The 16,160-nt window shown below is 49.7% G+C and carries 19 protein-coding genes; 16 read left to right on the top strand and 3 right to left on the bottom strand.

The window, feature by feature from the left end; translation table 11 throughout:
- The first annotated feature begins 1 nt into the window (after nucleotide 1).
- The 10 genes from FBY13_RS06545 (at nucleotide 2) to FBY13_RS06590 (ending at nucleotide 7,628) form a co-directional block, all read left to right on the top strand.
- Nucleotides 2-607, top strand: a complete 606-nt coding sequence (locus FBY13_RS06545) for a fimbrial protein (RefSeq protein ID WP_145393779.1) — start codon at nucleotides 2-4, stop codon at nucleotides 605-607.
- The gene (locus tag FBY13_RS06550; RefSeq protein ID WP_145393780.1) at nucleotides 607-1,149 is read left to right on the top strand and encodes a fimbrial protein; all 543 of its coding nucleotides are present in this window, start codon (nucleotides 607-609) and stop codon (nucleotides 1,147-1,149) included. The genes FBY13_RS06545 and FBY13_RS06550 overlap by 1 nt, the downstream gene beginning before the upstream one ends.
- A 27-nt stretch (nucleotides 1,150-1,176) precedes the next feature.
- Complete coding sequence (locus FBY13_RS06555; protein ID WP_145393781.1) at nucleotides 1,177-1,848, top strand: EAL domain-containing protein; 672 nt, start codon at nucleotides 1,177-1,179, stop codon at nucleotides 1,846-1,848.
- Between the two features lie 384 nt (nucleotides 1,849-2,232).
- Nucleotides 2,233-3,030, top strand: coding sequence for a fimbria/pilus periplasmic chaperone (locus tag FBY13_RS06560; RefSeq protein WP_145393782.1), 798 nt, complete (start codon nucleotides 2,233-2,235; stop codon nucleotides 3,028-3,030).
- Nucleotides 3,031-3,038: 8 nt separating this feature from the next.
- Nucleotides 3,039-3,572, top strand: a complete 534-nt coding sequence (locus FBY13_RS06565) for a fimbrial protein (protein WP_145393783.1) — start codon at nucleotides 3,039-3,041, stop codon at nucleotides 3,570-3,572.
- 18 nt (nucleotides 3,573-3,590) lie between these two features.
- Nucleotides 3,591-4,100: a fimbrial protein gene (locus tag FBY13_RS06570; protein WP_145393784.1), complete on the top strand. Its 510-nt coding sequence runs from the start codon at nucleotides 3,591-3,593 to the stop codon at nucleotides 4,098-4,100.
- Between the two features lie 20 nt (nucleotides 4,101-4,120).
- A complete protein-coding gene (locus FBY13_RS06575; protein WP_241567201.1) occupies nucleotides 4,121-4,693 on the top strand; it encodes a fimbrial protein in 573 nt (190 codons plus the stop codon).
- Nucleotides 4,694-5,061: 368 nt separating this feature from the next.
- The gene (locus tag FBY13_RS06580) at nucleotides 5,062-5,937 is read left to right on the top strand and encodes a hypothetical protein (protein WP_145393785.1); all 876 of its coding nucleotides are present in this window, start codon (nucleotides 5,062-5,064) and stop codon (nucleotides 5,935-5,937) included.
- A gap of 516 nt (nucleotides 5,938-6,453) precedes the next feature.
- Nucleotides 6,454-6,786 carry a DUF6694 family lipoprotein gene (locus FBY13_RS06585; protein WP_063878722.1) on the top strand — a complete coding sequence of 111 codons (333 nt, stop codon included), beginning with the start codon at nucleotides 6,454-6,456 and terminating at the stop codon, nucleotides 6,784-6,786.
- Nucleotides 6,787-6,881: 95 nt separating this feature from the next.
- Nucleotides 6,882-7,628, top strand: a complete 747-nt coding sequence (locus FBY13_RS06590; RefSeq protein WP_145393786.1) for a DUF2268 domain-containing putative Zn-dependent protease — start codon at nucleotides 6,882-6,884, stop codon at nucleotides 7,626-7,628.
- 73 nt (nucleotides 7,629-7,701) lie between these two features.
- On the opposite strand, the gene FBY13_RS06595 is transcribed toward FBY13_RS06590, so the two are convergent.
- Complete coding sequence (locus FBY13_RS06595) at nucleotides 7,702-8,370, bottom strand: class I SAM-dependent methyltransferase (protein ID WP_145393787.1); 669 nt, start codon at nucleotides 8,368-8,370, stop codon at nucleotides 7,702-7,704.
- A 273-nt stretch (nucleotides 8,371-8,643) separates the two neighbouring features.
- Between FBY13_RS06595 and FBY13_RS06600 the strand changes: the two genes are divergently transcribed.
- On the top strand, nucleotides 8,644-9,798 hold the full coding sequence (locus FBY13_RS06600) for a glycoside hydrolase family 28 protein (RefSeq protein ID WP_255474430.1): 1,155 nt from the start codon (nucleotides 8,644-8,646) through the stop codon (nucleotides 9,796-9,798).
- A 158-nt stretch (nucleotides 9,799-9,956) separates the two neighbouring features.
- Entirely contained in the window at nucleotides 9,957-10,682 is a 726-nt protein-coding gene (locus tag FBY13_RS06605; protein ID WP_145393788.1) for a YoaK family protein, read from the top strand.
- Here the strand turns inward: FBY13_RS06605 and FBY13_RS06610 are convergent.
- On the bottom strand, nucleotides 10,679-11,572 hold the full coding sequence (locus tag FBY13_RS06610) for a lipid kinase (RefSeq protein ID WP_145393789.1): 894 nt from the start codon (nucleotides 11,570-11,572) through the stop codon (nucleotides 10,679-10,681). The genes FBY13_RS06605 and FBY13_RS06610 overlap by 4 nt on opposite strands.
- 179 nt (nucleotides 11,573-11,751) lie before the next feature.
- Between FBY13_RS06610 and FBY13_RS06615 the strand changes: the two genes are divergently transcribed.
- The 3 genes from FBY13_RS06615 to FBY13_RS06625 all read left to right on the top strand — a co-directional run bounded on the left by FBY13_RS06615 (nucleotide 11,752) and on the right by FBY13_RS06625 (nucleotide 12,936).
- A complete protein-coding gene (locus FBY13_RS06615) occupies nucleotides 11,752-12,021 on the top strand; it encodes a cupin domain-containing protein (RefSeq protein WP_063878727.1) in 270 nt (89 codons plus the stop codon).
- A 19-nt stretch (nucleotides 12,022-12,040) separates the two neighbouring features.
- On the top strand, nucleotides 12,041-12,478 hold the full coding sequence (locus FBY13_RS06620; RefSeq protein WP_109717151.1) for a DUF4186 domain-containing protein: 438 nt from the start codon (nucleotides 12,041-12,043) through the stop codon (nucleotides 12,476-12,478).
- A gap of 140 nt (nucleotides 12,479-12,618) precedes the next feature.
- Nucleotides 12,619-12,936 (top strand): hypothetical protein, encoded by a 318-nt coding sequence (locus tag FBY13_RS06625; RefSeq protein WP_013024991.1) that lies wholly within the window; start codon nucleotides 12,619-12,621, stop codon nucleotides 12,934-12,936.
- Nucleotides 12,937-12,989: 53 nt separating this feature from the next.
- Here FBY13_RS06625 and FBY13_RS06630 read toward each other — a convergent pair whose 3' ends face one another.
- The gene (locus FBY13_RS06630; protein WP_096011918.1) at nucleotides 12,990-14,213 is read right to left on the bottom strand and encodes an AI-2E family transporter; all 1,224 of its coding nucleotides are present in this window, start codon (nucleotides 14,211-14,213) and stop codon (nucleotides 12,990-12,992) included.
- A 395-nt stretch (nucleotides 14,214-14,608) separates the two neighbouring features.
- Here FBY13_RS06630 and FBY13_RS06635 point away from each other — a divergent pair, with 395 nt between their 5' ends.
- Nucleotides 14,609-15,871 (top strand): phosphatase PAP2 family protein, encoded by a 1,263-nt coding sequence (locus FBY13_RS06635; protein ID WP_145393790.1) that lies wholly within the window; start codon nucleotides 14,609-14,611, stop codon nucleotides 15,869-15,871.
- Nucleotides 15,872-16,160 lie beyond the last annotated feature (289 nt).

Raw genomic sequence — 16,160 nt, forward strand, 5'->3', positions numbered from 1 at the left:
TATGAACGTCTTTAGTCATATCGTGCTGTTATTTGCCACGATTATGTCTGTCAACGCCATTGCTTCAGGTACTACCGGTAAAGAGAGCAATAACTGGGATGTAGATGGTTTAAATGGCGCTATCGTGGCAAATGGCATGCTGGTAAGTTCACCGTGCGTTTTGTCTGATGACTCACTTGAGCAGGAGCTGGATTTAGGCGCGATATCGCAAAAAGAATTAGAAAAAACGGATGATGTTACCGTTCCGGTAGCGATACATATCGTCATGGATGACTGCCCGGGAGGTGTACATCAGTTGAATGATAAACAGGATATGCGCCGTAATCTATGGCTCGCGGATCAAAGCGTCGCCAGTATGACAATCATGGGGGACGAAGAACCCTCTGATCCACGCTTTTTTCGTCTCAAAGGCACCACATCAGGTTATTCGTTGCGCATTGAAGACGCCAATGGTGAACAACTTATGCCCTCGGTATCGGAGCATCCGATTGCTTTGGGGCAGGGACGTAACGATTTGATCTTCAAGGCACAACTGCGTCGCAATGACCAACCCGTTTCCGCCGGTGAATGGACTGCTGTTATCCGGGTTGGTATGGAGTATGACTGATGAAACATGCAATTCCATATTCAACGCGCGCGCAGGTAATCATTTCAGTTGTAATAGGCTTATTAATGTTGCCTTTTTTGTGCTTATCCGTGAGAGCCGATACCGATGTTGAATTCAGCGGTACATTAATTGCTGAACCTTGTCAGATTGACTCAGATTCAGAAGATATGACGATAGAGTTTGGTGCGATCGCGGCAAAAACCTTTATTGACCATGCGGAATCAGCACCAAAGCGATTTTCTGTTTGGCTTCGCGAATGCGATCTGGAGTTAGGTTCGCAGGTTATGGTGACGTTCAACGGCAATAAAAATAGTGAAAATGCTGATTATTTCGCCGTTAATGGACTGTCTAAAGACATTGCCCTTAAAATTGTGGATGGTGAAGGGGACATTGTTAAACCGGGCAAGCAGCAAGAAAAACAAGAATTGAATAAGGGTGATACAGAGCTTCAGTGGCAGGCCAGTATTATACACACATCAGATGATGACGTTATCCCTGGTGATTTTTATTCAACGGTTAATTTTTTACTTGAATATCCCTAGCATTCACTAAACTTAAAGTATGCTCTAATGTTAAGAAAGATAAACGGCATTCGATTGCAACCTATCGTACGGCTGAAAGATAATACGGTGACAGGGTACGAGGTGCTGTCAAAAATAACATCCGATGACAATGTCGAACGTTTCTTTAACGCGTTGCCAGAGACGGACTATGTCACTTTGTTAATGAGGCAGCTGGAAATTATTCATGGAGTCGGGATAAATGAAACGCTCTTTGTTAATTTGCCATTAAGGATTTTCTTAAACAAGTGTGAGTTGGATTTTTTCGTGCAGAGAGAGGCAACGGGCGAGAAAAAGATAAATATTGAAGTTCAGGATGCCTTTTTACTGGAAAAAGTAAATTCCCTTCAAAAACGTAGTGTCATAAAAGCCATGAACAGGTGTAAAAGCCACGGCTATGACATCTGGCTGGATGACTACACGGCCGGAATGGGCCGGTGGCTCGATAACCCAGCAATAACGTTCGACGGTATTAAAACAGACTACCGGGAAATACGCAGGTTGAAAAGAAAGGCTTTATCAATGAAGCCATTGGTTGATGAAGCGAAACAGTTTACGAAGCGCATCCTGGTCGAGGGAATTGAGACAGAGAGCGATTTGCGCTATGCACGTGCCAGTGGCGCGACCCTGGGGCAGGGATATCTGTGGCCAGAGCGGGTAATTCTGACGAGAGTTGTTTAGCTAATGGCTCAGCACGCCTAAAAAATCAGGTGTTCCATGATGCCATAACATAAAAACATTGATAATCAGGTGGTTAACATCTTTTATTCGACAAGATATTTTTGTGCGGAAGCCACCGAAACGACATGATCATCTGATAACGCTTTTTCATCTGTTTTAAATGAGCGGATTTCACTACGCAGATGCTAATTAAAAGATTTGTTGTCGTAGAGTTTCTCTTTAGCTTGGGTATAAAAATATTGCCTGCTTTGTCGGTAAAATAACGCCTGTCTTAACTTTATGACAAATTCTCTAAATTGACTGGGGAAGCTTCAGACGCAGCAGCGGATACATTTTAGCAGGGAGTTTAAAGTTAAAAATCTGGATTATAAGTTAGGGGCAAGTATGAAAAATGCATTGTTAATCACTATAGTACTCTCTGCTATGTCAGGCTGTTTACATACTGCTCAGGCAGCCTTGACGGTAGATCGTTCACGCTTGATTTTTAATGAAGATGAAAAATCAATCAGCGTCAACGTGACCAACAGAAATACAAAAGATCCCTACCTGGCGCAGGGATGGATTGAAGACAGTAATGAGAAAAAAATTACTGGTTTGATGATGGTGCTTCCGCCGGTTCAGAGGGTCGAAGCCGGCGCGAAAACGCTGGTCAGAATTCAGGGGTTACCGGATATCAAGACGCTGCCAAAAGATCGGGAAAGCGTATTCTATTTTAATTTGCGTGAAATTCCGCCAAAGTCAGATAAGGCGAATACGTTAATACTTGCTATGCAAACCAGAATGAAAGTGTTTTATCGGCCAAAAGCCATTAAGGTTGATCGTATGGCGGATGTGGTTAAAGGAACAGAAACGCTGACGCTCAACAGACAGGGGGATAGTTATATCCTGACTAATCCAACGCCCTATCACTTTACCTTTGTCGAGGGACGAACATCACCAGATGCAAAAGGTATTGCGGGGTTTGAGCCTGTTATGGTTTCGCCGAAGGAAAACATTAAGCTACCCGTTTCGGCGGCTAAACTGGGTTCGGCGCCTGTACTGATGTTTGTGAATGACTATGGTAGTCAACGTGTGTTGTCGTTTACCTGCAGCGGCTCTGCTTGTAAAGTGTGTAAGGTATCCGTTCCTGATGATAAAGCCACCTCACAAAGTGCTGAACCGAAAAAAAAATCTTTTGAGTGAGGTGTTATATGAAGAAATTGTTGACTCATTTTTTACTTTTGTTTTTTATAACCAGCAGTTTGCCGGTTAGTGCCGTGAATGAAGGAGATACGACGACCTTAAACATTTCAGGGACGATCGTTGAAGGAAATTTGTGCACTATTAATCATGGAAATACAATACAGGTTAATTTTGGTGATGACGTCTTTATTGATCAGATTGACGGAAGTAGTTATAAAAAAACAGTTATTCCCATTAACCTGGATTGTTCAGAAGCAACACCAGGAACGATTCAGTCCTTAACATTTAAAGCAAATGGTGTAGGTACAGGTTGCGATAAATATCTCTGCACGGATCATGATGGTTTAATGTTAAAACTCTATCGTGATACGAAAGAATTAAGCTTTGGAGAGGAAGTTAACTATGTGACCCTGTCTGATGGTACAGCCATGGGGATGGGGGGAGGTCTTGATTTTTATGCAGTCCCTATAAAAAAAGAGGGCGTAAAAATTAAATCAGGTCTTTTTTTAAGTGCAGCAACTATTGTTGTCGATATGAAATAGAATCAGAGACTTGGAAAAATGAAAACAACGTATTCATCATGGTTTTTTGATTTTTTTATCTTTTTCCCTCTACTGATCCTTTTTATCGTACCGACTCACGCATCACCCACATCGGTTATTTTTTCAGGCGTGTTACTGGAGTCACCACCTTGCGTCATTAATGACGGTAGCAGCGTAGTGGTTGATTTTGGTGATGAGTTAATGACGACGCATATTGATGGCGACCAATATCGAAAAAAAATAGAGTTTACGCTTGATTGTTCTTCAGCCATCAGTTCTAAACAAAGGATAAGAATTAGCGGTAATACCTCTGTCACGGGCTTTAATGGGGAGGTATTAGCCACACCAAAAGCTGGGCTAGGTATTGCAATTTATCATGACAATGTCCGCTATTCTCCAGGGGAATGGATAAATTTTAACGCTCCGACTATCCCCACTTTTTACGCTGTTCCACAGAAGCAGGATGACGTCAAACTTACTGGAGGAGAGTTTCATGTGACGGCTTCTCTGGTTATTGATTATCAGTAAATATAAACAGGATTTTCTCGGTGGTAACGTTAAAAGAAAAATGCAGCAGTCAACTTCTCGCTGAACAATACAACGCAAAAAAATGCGGCGTTAAGGAAATAGTGAAAATTTTTTTACTTTCTTCATGCATTGCTACGGGAAACGGTTTTGCCTCGGATGCTGAAAATCTTGAATTCAGAGGGACACTAATTGAACCGCCACCTTGTAATCTGAGTGCTGAAGGCACGATTAAGGTTAATTTTGGTGACAAAGTTGGCGTAAAAAAAGTGGCTTCTGGCGTTTACCGCCAGCCTATACCGATAAGTTTGCATTGTGAACAGGACAGCAGCCATTCGGCATGGCAACTCATGATATCTGTCAGCGGTAATCCAGCCAGCTTCGATACCGATAATGCCACGGTCGTCACGTCAGAACGTGAGGCACTAGGGGTGAAACTGTATGCCAATGGAAAACCGTTCGAGCTGGATTCGCCCGTCAAGGTAAACGGAACGACATTGCCTGCTCTTGAAGCGGTTCTGGTTCAGAAAGAAGGTGAGACGCTCAATGAAGGGGCATTTACGGCTCATGCCACTCTGCGGGTAGCCTATGAATGATGGCCGCCCTCTGGCAGGAGGCATGGCGCTGGCTATGCAATCAGCGCAGACAGGCGCCCGTCAATGCCGATATCTGGTAGCTGCGGTATCGTGCCAAAACACTGCTCCCCTTAATCAGGCACCAGGCAGAAGGCGGGTATATCAACTCTCGCCTGTGCATACCGGGCGCGGTGGACAATCTGGGCCGGCAGTTTGCTGAAGGCAGCCAAATAGATAGGTTACTGCCTAAATCTGATGAAGTAGGTGAAAGGGGATTGTCCCCCGTCCCCAACAGATGACGCATTGTACCCTGACCGCGCCGGTGAACGTTGCTGGACGACCGACGAAAGGGAACCGCGATGTAAACGTCGTCAAAACAGGAGTAGGAAGTGAAAAACAAAACCCTAATGGCAGCCGTGCTGCTTATCATCACTACGACCAGAGTTATGGCCATAACGTATCCATTTCCTATTGTCACCTCAGTGATATTTGACCACACCAACCTAATAAGCAAGCAGCACGTTTATCGCTTCCAGGTAGCTACAGCCTACGTGCACGACGACCGGATCGCGAACGACACCACTGTTGAGAAAGCACTGGAGATACTAACGGGATTACCCGTGACGGCACAGTTGATCACGGGGGAAACGCTCTTTAACTCTAACGACAAGTACGCTATGGCGATGTCTGGATGGCGGGACTACCATGCTATCAGTCGAGACCAACCCTTTATCGAGTTCATGCAAAACTGGACAAACGTGACTTTGGATAACCAAAATGGAACCAAGCCGTGGACAAGGACTGCTGACGGCGGAGTGCTGTGCGTGACTAACAGAGTGTGGACCGCGCCCCGGGCCACATTGTTTCGCTCGATGTATCAGAGCACATGGGGATTGGACACCTATGAGACCTGCGCAAAAGCGCCACCGACGACCGGGCGGTGCGACTTGATCACTGAAACCATTGATTTCAACTATGGGGCTCTGAGTGCAGGCGAAGCGAATGGAGCAACACTGGAAAAACCTGTTCACGTACAATGCACCACCTCTACGAAATACAAACTGAATGTGCTTGGCGGGCCCAATATTTCATTAGACAACGGCATGACCGCCAACATAATGACAGACGGAATCGAAGCAGGGGAAACCCTGAATAATGCAGTAACAGGGGATAACACAGTCACTCTACGCGCAACGCTGCGTGGTACACCAGCGAAAACGGGGGCCTTCGCTGGCAGCGGGATAATGGTCGTTTCGTATCCTTGACCGGATGGCGTGTGTGCCCGCGGGACCCGGCTATAACGCAATCCTTAAAGTCTACCTGCAAGCCACTCGCATGAAACATCTGTCGGAAGAGTGGTAGAGCGGCCGACAAAGCCACATGATGATATTTGCGCATGCGGGTGGAGTGAAACGAATGCTCAAAACCCGCGGTTTTCCATACATAAACATGACACTTGAAGTTGGATCATCTTACCAACACAGATACCAATTTCTGCCCCACGGCTGGAGTATTGACAATCTGCACGCGCTTGACGTGGCTTAATGACATTAGAACCAAAAGATTAATAGAGGGTCTGCATGAAACTTTATGACGCTTTCTTACTCAACAGGGCATTAATAAGTTATGTACGAATGCCCCACTTAACGAACGAGTTCCTCGCAGATTTCTACTGTCCACAATTTGAGCACTGAGTCGTTTAGTATCCAACCTTAAAAGTTCTTTCAAAAAACATCACTAAAACTTATCATTAATAAGAATTTTCTTAGGATAAAGATGATATGAAAAAGGCAATCGCAGTCATTTTATTAGCATTCGCCCTCACTGGATGTGGAGAGCCTAAGATCGATGGTTCTTCAGAAGAGGCTTTTAAGACATCGCTTCAAAAAGTTCGAGACTCACTCGCGGAAGATAAACGCGCCGCGTTTAACGATGCGATTCAGGTTGTCGCCTTTAGCCAGGTCAGCATGAAAGAGCTGATGCAGGCGGGCAGCGGTGACGAAGGCGGACGTGCCCTGATTGATAAAAAGATCAAAGGCGCGCTGGCTGGCAAGACCGGTGAAGAAGTCATTGAGTATGCAGATAAGATCAAAAAAGACCGCACGGCCAACTAAGCTGAGCGCGTTTTTATCTCAGACCAGCCCGTTGCGTGAGGTCTGATTTAACGGTTGCTGCACAAAAGAGGCCTGTTTTACAGGCCTCTTTTTTTATGCAATTAATTCATGCCAGCCATAACGAAACGGTGGGTGCTTGTTCTTTGCTGGCGCAGTGCCACAGGTACGCGAGTCACGCTGCAGGGAGGATTTTAATGGTGACGTTGCACTGGTTGAATGCATCGGGAAGCCTTGCTTCCTGTCGCGAAGGGATAGAAGCGAATATCGATCTTGCGATATCACGCATAGCTACCCAGCTTACGCTGCCCGATATCGACGTTTTGGTGCAAAGAACGACGTTCGAGGTAATTAAGGAAATGGGCTTTTCAGGCAGAGCCTGGGGACCGCATCTGATGTCATTCTATCTTGATACTGACAGCCCAAATTTGCAGAGCAGCCTGGCGCGTTATGACCTGGCTCGGCAGTTCGCGCATGAGGCGCACCATTGCCTGCGTATGGCGGGCACGGGATATGGTTTTAGTCTGGGTGAAGCGCTGGTTAGCGAGGGGCTTGCCGGGCACTTTGCCAGCATGACTTTTGGATCGCCGCCAGGAATATGGGAGTGCGCCGTTGGCAAGGAAAGATTAAAAAATCTGCCGCTCTCTGATGAACTTCTCAGGTCACAGTCATACAATCATGCTGAATGGTTTTTCGGGCAGGGCGATCATCCCCAATGGCTGGGATACAGTCTGGGCTGGCACCTGGTTGATGCGTGGTTACAAGCCGGTAGCCGAAGTCTGGATGAAAGGATTAATGTTGAGGCCGACGATGTATTGGCGTTTTTACCAACAGTAATCGATTAGCCGCTTTGCATAAAAACGATAAATATTCCCGTATGGATAAATAACGCAAACCTTCTTCTACTGGCTACCGTCATTACGATGTCTTGCGGCAAACAAGCGTTGCGTGATCCCACCACGTATTCTGATTAACTGAGAAACAGCTAACGTTAAAACCAGCGGCTGCTATTTCCGCGGTCAACGCTTCCAGCGGTTTCAAGGTGCGCCAGGGCGTGCCGTCTTTCAGTAACAGATGCTGGATGCGGTCATAACAGATATGATCACCCAGGTGTTTGGGCAAACCACACATGCTGCTGATAATTAAAGTCCCATCACGGGTTAATATACGGCGCACGGCTTTAAGGCAATCACTACGCTGTGTTCCCGTCAGGCAATGAAAGCAGCTGCCATCAAATATCACATCAAACTGAGCATCTTGATACCGGGAAAGATCACATACATCGCCCCGGTCAAAATGACCGACCAGACCCGCTTGACTGAAACGTTCTCGGGCCCAGCGGATGGCGACGTCTGAGATATCGACCCCGTAAACGACAAACGATCTGCTGGCAAAATAGTGGGAGGCCATGGCGCCATTACCACAGCCAAGCTCAAGAACGGTTCCACTGCCGGGAAGGTATGGCGTTTCTTCAAGCTGATGAAGCACCTCGTTTAGCTGCTGCCAAGCCCGCGTGAAGCCGCTTCCTGTCCAGGCTTCATAGCCTCCATTTTTAAGGTGCTGATAGATATCGTCATAGCTTTCCACACTAACGCAACGCCTCCTGTCATTATCTTATGGCTGTTCTGACTCAGCCCGCCTGGGCGAATGAATTTAACATTTTGACCACTTCTCAAGCGCTTGACGCTAAAGTGCTTTACCCAGGTGGATCGCCCTGAGTACTGTTACTGCCTGTCTGTTCACTCACTCGCTATTATGATCCTGCTCACTGCTGCTTACTGGATAAGACGTATTCGGCCGCTCGTCGGCATTTTATTACTGATAAGTGCGGCCAGCCAGGCACAGTCAGGAGACCGGCGCGTGGTGACTCAGCCGCGCCTGCCGCCCGTCTGCCAGCGGCTAAGTGCTGGCTCTGATGTCAATGTGGCACAGGTGATTCAGCAGGCGCTGGATACCTGCCCAAAAGGTAACATGGTGATGTTACAGCCTTCCAGCCAGGCCAGTGTGTTCTTTAGTGGACCGCTGCAGGTGCCCTCGGGCGTGAGTCTGGCGATAGGCAAAGGCGCGGTGCTAAAAGCGATTGCCGATCCACATTTATACGATAACGGGCACCAAACCTGTGGCGCACTGGATCGTCAGGGGAATGGATGCGTGCCCTTTATTACCCTGAAGCATGCCAGAGACAGCGGTATTTACGGCCAGGGTGTCATTGATGGTCAGGGCGGCAACCTGATGACGGGGCAACCTCAGACCTGGTGGCAACTGGCAGCCAGCGCCAAAAACAGTGAAGATAAACAAAATGCGCCTCGCCTGATTCAAATCGATAACAGCAGCGATATCACGCTTTATCAAATCACCTTGAAGAATGCGCCTAACTTTCACGTGGTGATCAATAACAGTCAGGGCGTTACTTTGTGGGGCATTACGATCGCTACGCCCGCCACGGCGCGCAATACCGATGGCGTAGATCCCATGGGGGCGACGGATGTTTCCCTGATTAACAGCGATATCAGCACGGGCGACGACAACGTGGCGATTAAGGCAGGCAATGCGCCTGCTGCGCATATTTCGGTACTGAACAACCATTTCGGTGCCGGGCACGGCATGTCAATTGGCAGCGAGATCAACCGTGGCGTCAGTGAAGTGCGGGTGGATGGACTGACGCTAACCGGCACAACCAATGGTCTGCGGATTAAAAGCGATCGCTCACGCGGCGGACGAGTAAGTGCCGTTCATTATCAAAACGTCTGCATGGATAACGTTGAAAACCCGATAGTCATGGATACGCATTACGATCCCCATGTTAGTGGTTCACTCATACCAACCTATCAGGACATCACGTTTGAGCATATTCGTGCGGGTAACGGAAAAATCACCTTGCTGGGCTACAGTGACGCCTTGCCGCTGGTCATTGCGTTAAAAGATGTCTTGATTGGCGCACGCGCCCAGGTGGAGCAGCAACATGCCGTTATCCACGGCGTATTTACGCGCACCAGCCAGAGCGGGTGCCCGTAAAACAAGGCAGGCTGGCAGTGGTGATGACATAGTCGCCCTTAGCTCTCGCTCGCCTCACCCAGACCGCCTAAAAAAATTGTCCTGCCGTTTCTTCCCGACCACCGGCGACTGGCGTAAAATCGGCGAACCAAAGTGGATTGTCTTGCAGAGTGGGCATTATGCTAATCAGCACGGAAACCGAACGGACGTATATCGCTGACAGCCGTCTCGCCTGCACCCTTGCCGCCGTGGCGGGCGCGTTAAACACCGCAGCATTTGAAATTGTGGGATTCTTTTCCGCCAATATGACCGGCAATGTCTCTTCGCTGTCCGATTTTCTGGCGAAGGCAAACCTCCACAGCGGCCTCTTTTTCCTGTTTATCCTTTGTATGTTCATTGTGGGGGCGCTCTTTTCCACAATGATTATCAATGCCGGGCGCAGACGCAAAATTCGCACGATTTACGCGGTGAATATCCTGATAGAGGGCATTGCGCTGGTGGCGCTGGGCGTGATTGAAGCCCGCTTCCCCATTGCCGCGTCAGGCGTCCTGCTTATCCTGAGCCTGAGTTTTTTAATGGGGCTTCAAAATGCGGTCGTCACGCGCATCTCCAATGCGCGCGTCAGGACTACGCACGTATCCGGCACCTCCACAGATATCGGTATCGAACTCGCCATGCTGTTCGATGTGCTACGTCGCAAAGAATCCCCCAAAGATGCGCCGCTCTATCTGGAGCGCCTGCGTCTGCATACCTATACCATTCTTGCTTTTCTGGCGGGCGGCGTGGCGGGCATCTGGCTCTGGCATGCGCTGAACTACTATTTTCTGGTGCTGATCGGTCTGGGGCTGATGAGCCTGGCGCTGTCCGCCATGCTCAAGCCTCAGCCTGCTGATGTGGTCCGTTAAGGATGCCGGTGTTCGGGAGCCAGCACCTTAAGCGCATTATTGATAAGGCGAAAGTGGGCGGGCGTTTGCCCAATAATCTCGCCATCGGCATTAATAGAGTGCGGACGACGTGTATGCAGCGTCAGTGCCGTGGTGCTAAAGGCGCGAACGTTACGCCAGCGGCCATGTGTCCCGCGACGCAGAGCGGGGAACAGCGCCAGCAAATGCCAGCTTCTTTTCAGTTCAAGGCTGTAAACATCCAGTAGCCCGTCATCCGGTGCCGCGCTTTGCTCAACGGTCATACCGCCGCCATAGAAACGGCCGTTGCCAACAGAAACCTGCACGGTTTTGATCGCGATAGCCTCTCCCTCATGATGTAAGGTCGCCCTAAAGGGCCGGCTTTGCCGCAGAATACGCAGTGCGGCAAAGGCATAGCCCAGAACGCCCCAACGCTTTTTGGCCTGGGCGGTGAGATTGCGCGCCAGCTCCGCCGAGAAACCAATGCTGGATACGTTCAGGAACAGGTGATCGTTTACCTCGCCCAGGTCAACAAAACGGGTATGTCCCTGGCTAATGATGCTGACAGCCTGCTCCAGTTGAGGCGGAATCCCGAGCGTACGGGCAAAATCGTTGGCGGTGCCCAGGGGTAAAATGCCCAGAGTTAAACCGGTTTGCAACAGGCCTGAAGCTGCGGCATTTAATGTGCCGTCGCCCCCGCCGACGATCACCAGCTCAACACGATGGGCATACGCGATGATAAGCTCGGTGTAGCTGCGGCTGTCGTCAGGATCGGGTTGCAGCAGGGTAAAACCGGATTGCTGCAGCAACTGCGTGGCGCGAGTGGCATCAATACGACCTTTACGTGAGCGTTGGTTGATCAAAAGTAACGCTGTCTTTACCCTTTGCGACATGCTTCGTCCATTTTTTGATGAAGTAATAATGATGAAGTAACCAGAAAGTAAACATGCGGGATTATTCGTTACAACCTTGCTTGCGTTACTTTACGTAAGTGCAGGACGGCCGGGGAACCTGACAAACTGGGTCGAGGTTGTCTACACTGCCAGAAACGGCACGACTCATGGGAGCAACGATGACAGAACAACAATTTAGAAGCCTGTTGGCAGAAAAAGGCTTTGCAGAGCCGGTGATGGTAGAGCGGGGGGCAAACAGCGAACTGGATCACCATGAGCATCCGTTTGAGGCAATGGCACTGATCCTGAGTGGTGATATCACCCTGTACACAGAAAATCAGGCTGCCACCTATCGGGAAGGCGATGTCTTTCATCTGCAGGCAGGGCAGCCGCACCGCGAGACGTTTGGTGATCGGGGCGTTCGCTATCTGTCAGGCAGAAAAAGCTGATCCGGTCGATGACTCTGCGATGAAGACTTTCGACGCGCTTTTTCAGCGATTAGCCCAATCCCCTTTCCGTCAGCGCTTCCGTCTGGGGCGGAATGAATATGATTACTGCCTGACAAAGGGCGAAGCCGATGTGGCGGCGCATGCGGCTGCGTTTGTTCAGCAACGGCTCTCTGCCATGGCTCCCCAGAACGACGGCAAGCAAACGCCGATGCGCGGGCATCCGGTTTTTATCGCTCAGCATGCCACGGCGACCTGCTGCCGTGGCTGTCTGGCGAAATGGCACGGTATTGCCCAGCATCAGGCGCTGGACGATAAACAACAGGCTTACGTGGTGGCGGTGATCATGCACTGGATACACAGGGCCATGACGCAACCTGCTCCGGCACCGCGTGCGCGCAAAACCAGGGCAAACACAACATCGTGTTTGCCGGACAGCCCGCAACTGGACTTGTGGTAGAAAAAGATTATCTGGCTGGTGGACTTTTAACCAGTCAGGTTAGCCATATTTCATTTCAGGTCTATTCTTAAATCGTTCTTTGGTCTCCTGTGCCAGGATAATCACGTAAGACGACAAATTTCACACAAGAGGGAATTACGATGAAGAAAGCAATTATTGCACTGTCTGCTGTTTTACTGGCCTCGCCAGTTTTCGCTGCTACCACAACGGATGAAACTGTCGCTGAAGCGCATAAAGGCGCAGATACCGCGAAAGAAAAACTGCATCAGACCGAGCACAAAGGCGAAGAGCTGAAGCTGAAGTCTGAGCACGCTGCGGAAGGTAAGAGTAACTCGACCTCCAGCAAAATCTCTGAAAGCACCCAGAAAGGCTGGCACAAAACGAAAGAAGGCACCGAGAAAGGCTGGGATAAAACCAAGCAGGGTGCTGAAGACCTGAAAAATAAAGCGACTAACTAAGCCGCTTTACTATGAAAAAACCCACCGTTGGTGGGTTTTTTTATGACCTGTTTTTATTCTGGCTGGGCCGGCAGCGTTTTCGGCTCTGATGACCTGGCCTTTGCGGCTTCCGTTTTAGCACTTGATGACTCAGCCTTCGCGGTTTCTGCATCTGCCGCGTCCTGTTGTGCGGTATCAGACTGTTTTTTCCCTTCTTCGATAAACTCTTCATCGATCTCTTCGATGTTTTCACGGTTATCGCGTCCGGACAGCAAATTCCAGCAGGCAATAAACAGGGCGGCAATCACCGGACCAATCACAAAGCCATTGATCCCATAGATTTCCATGCCGCCCAGCGTCGTAATCAAAATCATGTAGTCGGGCATTTTGGTGTCTTTGCCCACCAGCAACGGGCGCAGGATGTTATCCACCAGACCGACAATCACCACAAAGAAGCCGACGAGGAACAAGCCTTTCCACAGTGCACCGGTGGCAAAGAAGAAGATCGTGGCCGGCACCCAGATGATGGCGGAACCAACGGCAGGAACCAGTGACAGGAAGCCCATCAATGCACCCCACAGCAGACTGCCGTCAATGCCGGTAAACCAGAAGGCCAGACCGCCCAGAATCCCCTGTACCACGCCAACGACCACCGTACCTTTGACGGTTGCACGCGATACGGCGGCAAACTTCATAAACAGATGATGTTTAACGTAGGTGGACAGCGGTAGCGCTTCCAGAATCAGATGCACCAGATAGGAACCATCCTTCAGCAGGAAGAACAGCAGGTAAAGCATGATACCGAAGCCAACGGTAAAGCTGAACGTGCCTTTACCGATGATAAACGCGCTGCCCGCCAGGTACTGACCACCTTTAAGGGCAAATGCCGACAGCTTTTGCTGAATCTGCGTGGCATTGTCCAGGTTATTTTCAGCCAGGTAGTGTTTGGCCCAGCCCGGTAAATGCTGTAACAGATCGGCGAAGACGACAGGGAACTGGGCGGAGTTGGTCTGCAGTTTGTGATAAACCGTGTTCACCTCCACCACCATCGATGAGGCGATGATCGCTAACGGGGTAAAGACGATGAGGCAGATGCAAAACAGCGTCAGCAGTGCGGCAATACCGTTACGATCGCCCAGCTTGCCACGCAAAAACGTTTTAAGCGGATGGAAGATCACAGCCAGCACCGCTGCCCATAAAATGGCAGAGAAGTAGGGCGATAATACCTCGAAAAAGGCAACGGTAGTCATTGCCAAAATCAGAAGGAAAAACCCGACAGTAAGTCCTTTAAAGCGCATTGGATAACCTCATGTAAACATCCCTTGATAAGCACGCATGCCGATGCGGGCATTCGCAACCCGAGAGTGTATGAATGTTGCATCGGTAATCAACGATCAATTCTGTTTTTAATCATCGCCAGACGGCATTTCTGCGGCAAAGCGCCCGATGCCATAAGCAGGCCCTTTAATACCACAGTCAGGTAATACCTTGTTATCTGTTGATAACATCTGCCAGTCCTACCTTAGCGTAGCGGGTTCGGCCGTTTTTGCCGCCAACGATCGGCGGTTTATTTGAGGAATAAAGTAAACCCAGGGTAAACCCCTGGCAGAACGGCTGAAATAAAACTGTCATACGGCAATGCTAGCGTGAAATCCGGCAAGATCAGAGATAATCAGAGACCAAAGGAATAATAATGAAAATGAAATTCACCCTGATTGCGGTAGCACTGCTGGTGGCGCAACAGGCACAGGCAATGACGTTGTCCGAGGCCAGTGCACTGGCGAATCAAACGTCACAGGGATCGTCCAGTCCGGCATTTAACGCACTTGAATTACAGGCGCTGACCGCAGAGCGGGTGGCGATACAAAAGGGCGCGCCAGCGCTCAGTCGCGATCAGCTTAAGCAGGCTAAGCAGAGTGACAACATTGCCGACTATCAGTGGCTAAAAGCCAGTGGTTATGATTTCCAGAGTGATGCGTTGCAGAAGGCGGGCATTGCGCTGTTGTCAGGATTCAGCACGCTGCCGGATAAGGTTCTGGAGGCCAATCGGGCCACGGTCACATCAATTAACCTCAATGCAACCCAGGGCGAACGCCATCAGGCGCTGGCAGACGCAGAAGGAATCAGCTACCTCTATTTTCTTGCCGACGCATTGGGACCTCGTTTAGGTAAAGCCTTTCTGGCGGCCTATGATAAAGGCGAGATTAACAAGGCGGCAGCCCTGATCAAAGCCAGTGAAGTCAGCACCGGTGTGGCGAAAAAACACTTTAACTATCCGCGTCCTTTCCTGCACACAGGCAATACGATTCATCTGGTGCCGGATGATACGGTGATCAAAGACAATCATCCCTACACGGCCGATGGCGGTTCGTTCCCCAGCGGACACACCAATACGGGTTATACCGATGCGTTGTTGTTAGCCGAGATGGTCCCGGAGCGGTTTGAAGCCTTACTCCAGCGCGGCGCACGCTACGGCTATTCGCGACTGGTTCTGGGTGTGCACTATCCGCTCGACGTGATGGGATCACGCATGGTGGCGCAATATAACGTTGCACATTATCTGAACGATGCCGCTTATCGCGCGTTATTCAATGATGCCCGCCAGCAACTGCGCAGCGCGCTGGAAAAAGAGTGTGGAACAACCGTAGCGGCGTGCGCAAAACCCGCCGGTAGTGATGATCCCTACGGCACAGGCAGCATGAAGCCGTTTTATCGCTTCACGATGAGCTATAACCTGCCGAAGCTGGCAGACAACAAAGCCAGATTCACGGTACCGGATGGCGCAGAAGTATTGCTGGAAACGGCTTTGCCGCAGCTGTCAGTAAAGCAGCGACGTGAGCTGATGGTGAAAAGTGCATTATCCGCCGGTTATCCACTGGGTGGACCGGGGGCGGACCAGGCGTTCTGGCAGCGACTGGATCTGGACGCGGCCTACGCACAGGCTAAGTCGCACTGATAAAAAAACGGGCGGGACATCTCGCCCGTCTCGCTGACAGCGTCGCCTGGGTTGGCATCATGCCAGGCACCAGAATTGTGATGGTCGCGGGCCTGATTGCCATTTCTGCTATTTTTTATTCGCTCCTCAAGGCCTGATCGTCGAGGCTTCCGGCGCGCCGTCCTGTCTTTAGCCGAGGCGGTCTCAAGCTGAGGCGAGGGATCAGACGTATTCATTAAACAAAGGTTTATATTTGTTACGAATTAGCATGTTAAAGTTAACGAGAATAATTCTTATTTCTTAACAGGGT

The organism is Pantoea sp. SJZ147, from assembly GCF_007828605.1.
Taxonomy (GTDB): domain Bacteria; phylum Pseudomonadota; class Gammaproteobacteria; order Enterobacterales; family Enterobacteriaceae; genus Pantoea; species Pantoea allii.

Excerpts from the sequence above, each read along its gene's own strand:
- FBY13_RS06545 (WP_145393779.1), top strand. The coding sequence starts at position 2 with ATGAACGTCTTTAGTCATATCGTGCTGTTATTTGCCACGATTATGTCT.
- FBY13_RS06550 (WP_145393780.1), top strand. The coding sequence starts at position 607 with ATGAAACATGCAATTCCATATTCAACGCGCGCGCAGGTAATCATTTCA.
- FBY13_RS06555 (WP_145393781.1), top strand. The coding sequence starts at position 1,177 with ATGTTAAGAAAGATAAACGGCATTCGATTGCAACCTATCGTACGGCTG.
- FBY13_RS06560 (WP_145393782.1), top strand. The coding sequence starts at position 2,233 with ATGAAAAATGCATTGTTAATCACTATAGTACTCTCTGCTATGTCAGGC.
- FBY13_RS06565 (WP_145393783.1), top strand. The coding sequence starts at position 3,039 with ATGAAGAAATTGTTGACTCATTTTTTACTTTTGTTTTTTATAACCAGC.
- FBY13_RS06570 (WP_145393784.1), top strand. The coding sequence starts at position 3,591 with ATGAAAACAACGTATTCATCATGGTTTTTTGATTTTTTTATCTTTTTC.
- FBY13_RS06585 (WP_063878722.1), top strand. The coding sequence starts at position 6,454 with ATGAAAAAGGCAATCGCAGTCATTTTATTAGCATTCGCCCTCACTGGA.
- FBY13_RS06590 (WP_145393786.1), top strand. The coding sequence starts at position 6,882 with ATGCAATTAATTCATGCCAGCCATAACGAAACGGTGGGTGCTTGTTCT.
- FBY13_RS06605 (WP_145393788.1), top strand. The coding sequence starts at position 9,957 with ATGCTAATCAGCACGGAAACCGAACGGACGTATATCGCTGACAGCCGT.
- FBY13_RS06610 (WP_145393789.1), bottom strand. The coding sequence starts at position 11,572 with ATGTCGCAAAGGGTAAAGACAGCGTTACTTTTGATCAACCAACGCTCA.
- FBY13_RS06615 (WP_063878727.1), top strand. The coding sequence starts at position 11,752 with ATGACAGAACAACAATTTAGAAGCCTGTTGGCAGAAAAAGGCTTTGCA.
- FBY13_RS06620 (WP_109717151.1), top strand. The coding sequence starts at position 12,041 with ATGAAGACTTTCGACGCGCTTTTTCAGCGATTAGCCCAATCCCCTTTC.
- FBY13_RS06625 (WP_013024991.1), top strand. The coding sequence starts at position 12,619 with ATGAAGAAAGCAATTATTGCACTGTCTGCTGTTTTACTGGCCTCGCCA.
- FBY13_RS06630 (WP_096011918.1), bottom strand. The coding sequence starts at position 14,213 with ATGCGCTTTAAAGGACTTACTGTCGGGTTTTTCCTTCTGATTTTGGCA.
- FBY13_RS06635 (WP_145393790.1), top strand. The coding sequence starts at position 14,609 with ATGAAAATGAAATTCACCCTGATTGCGGTAGCACTGCTGGTGGCGCAA.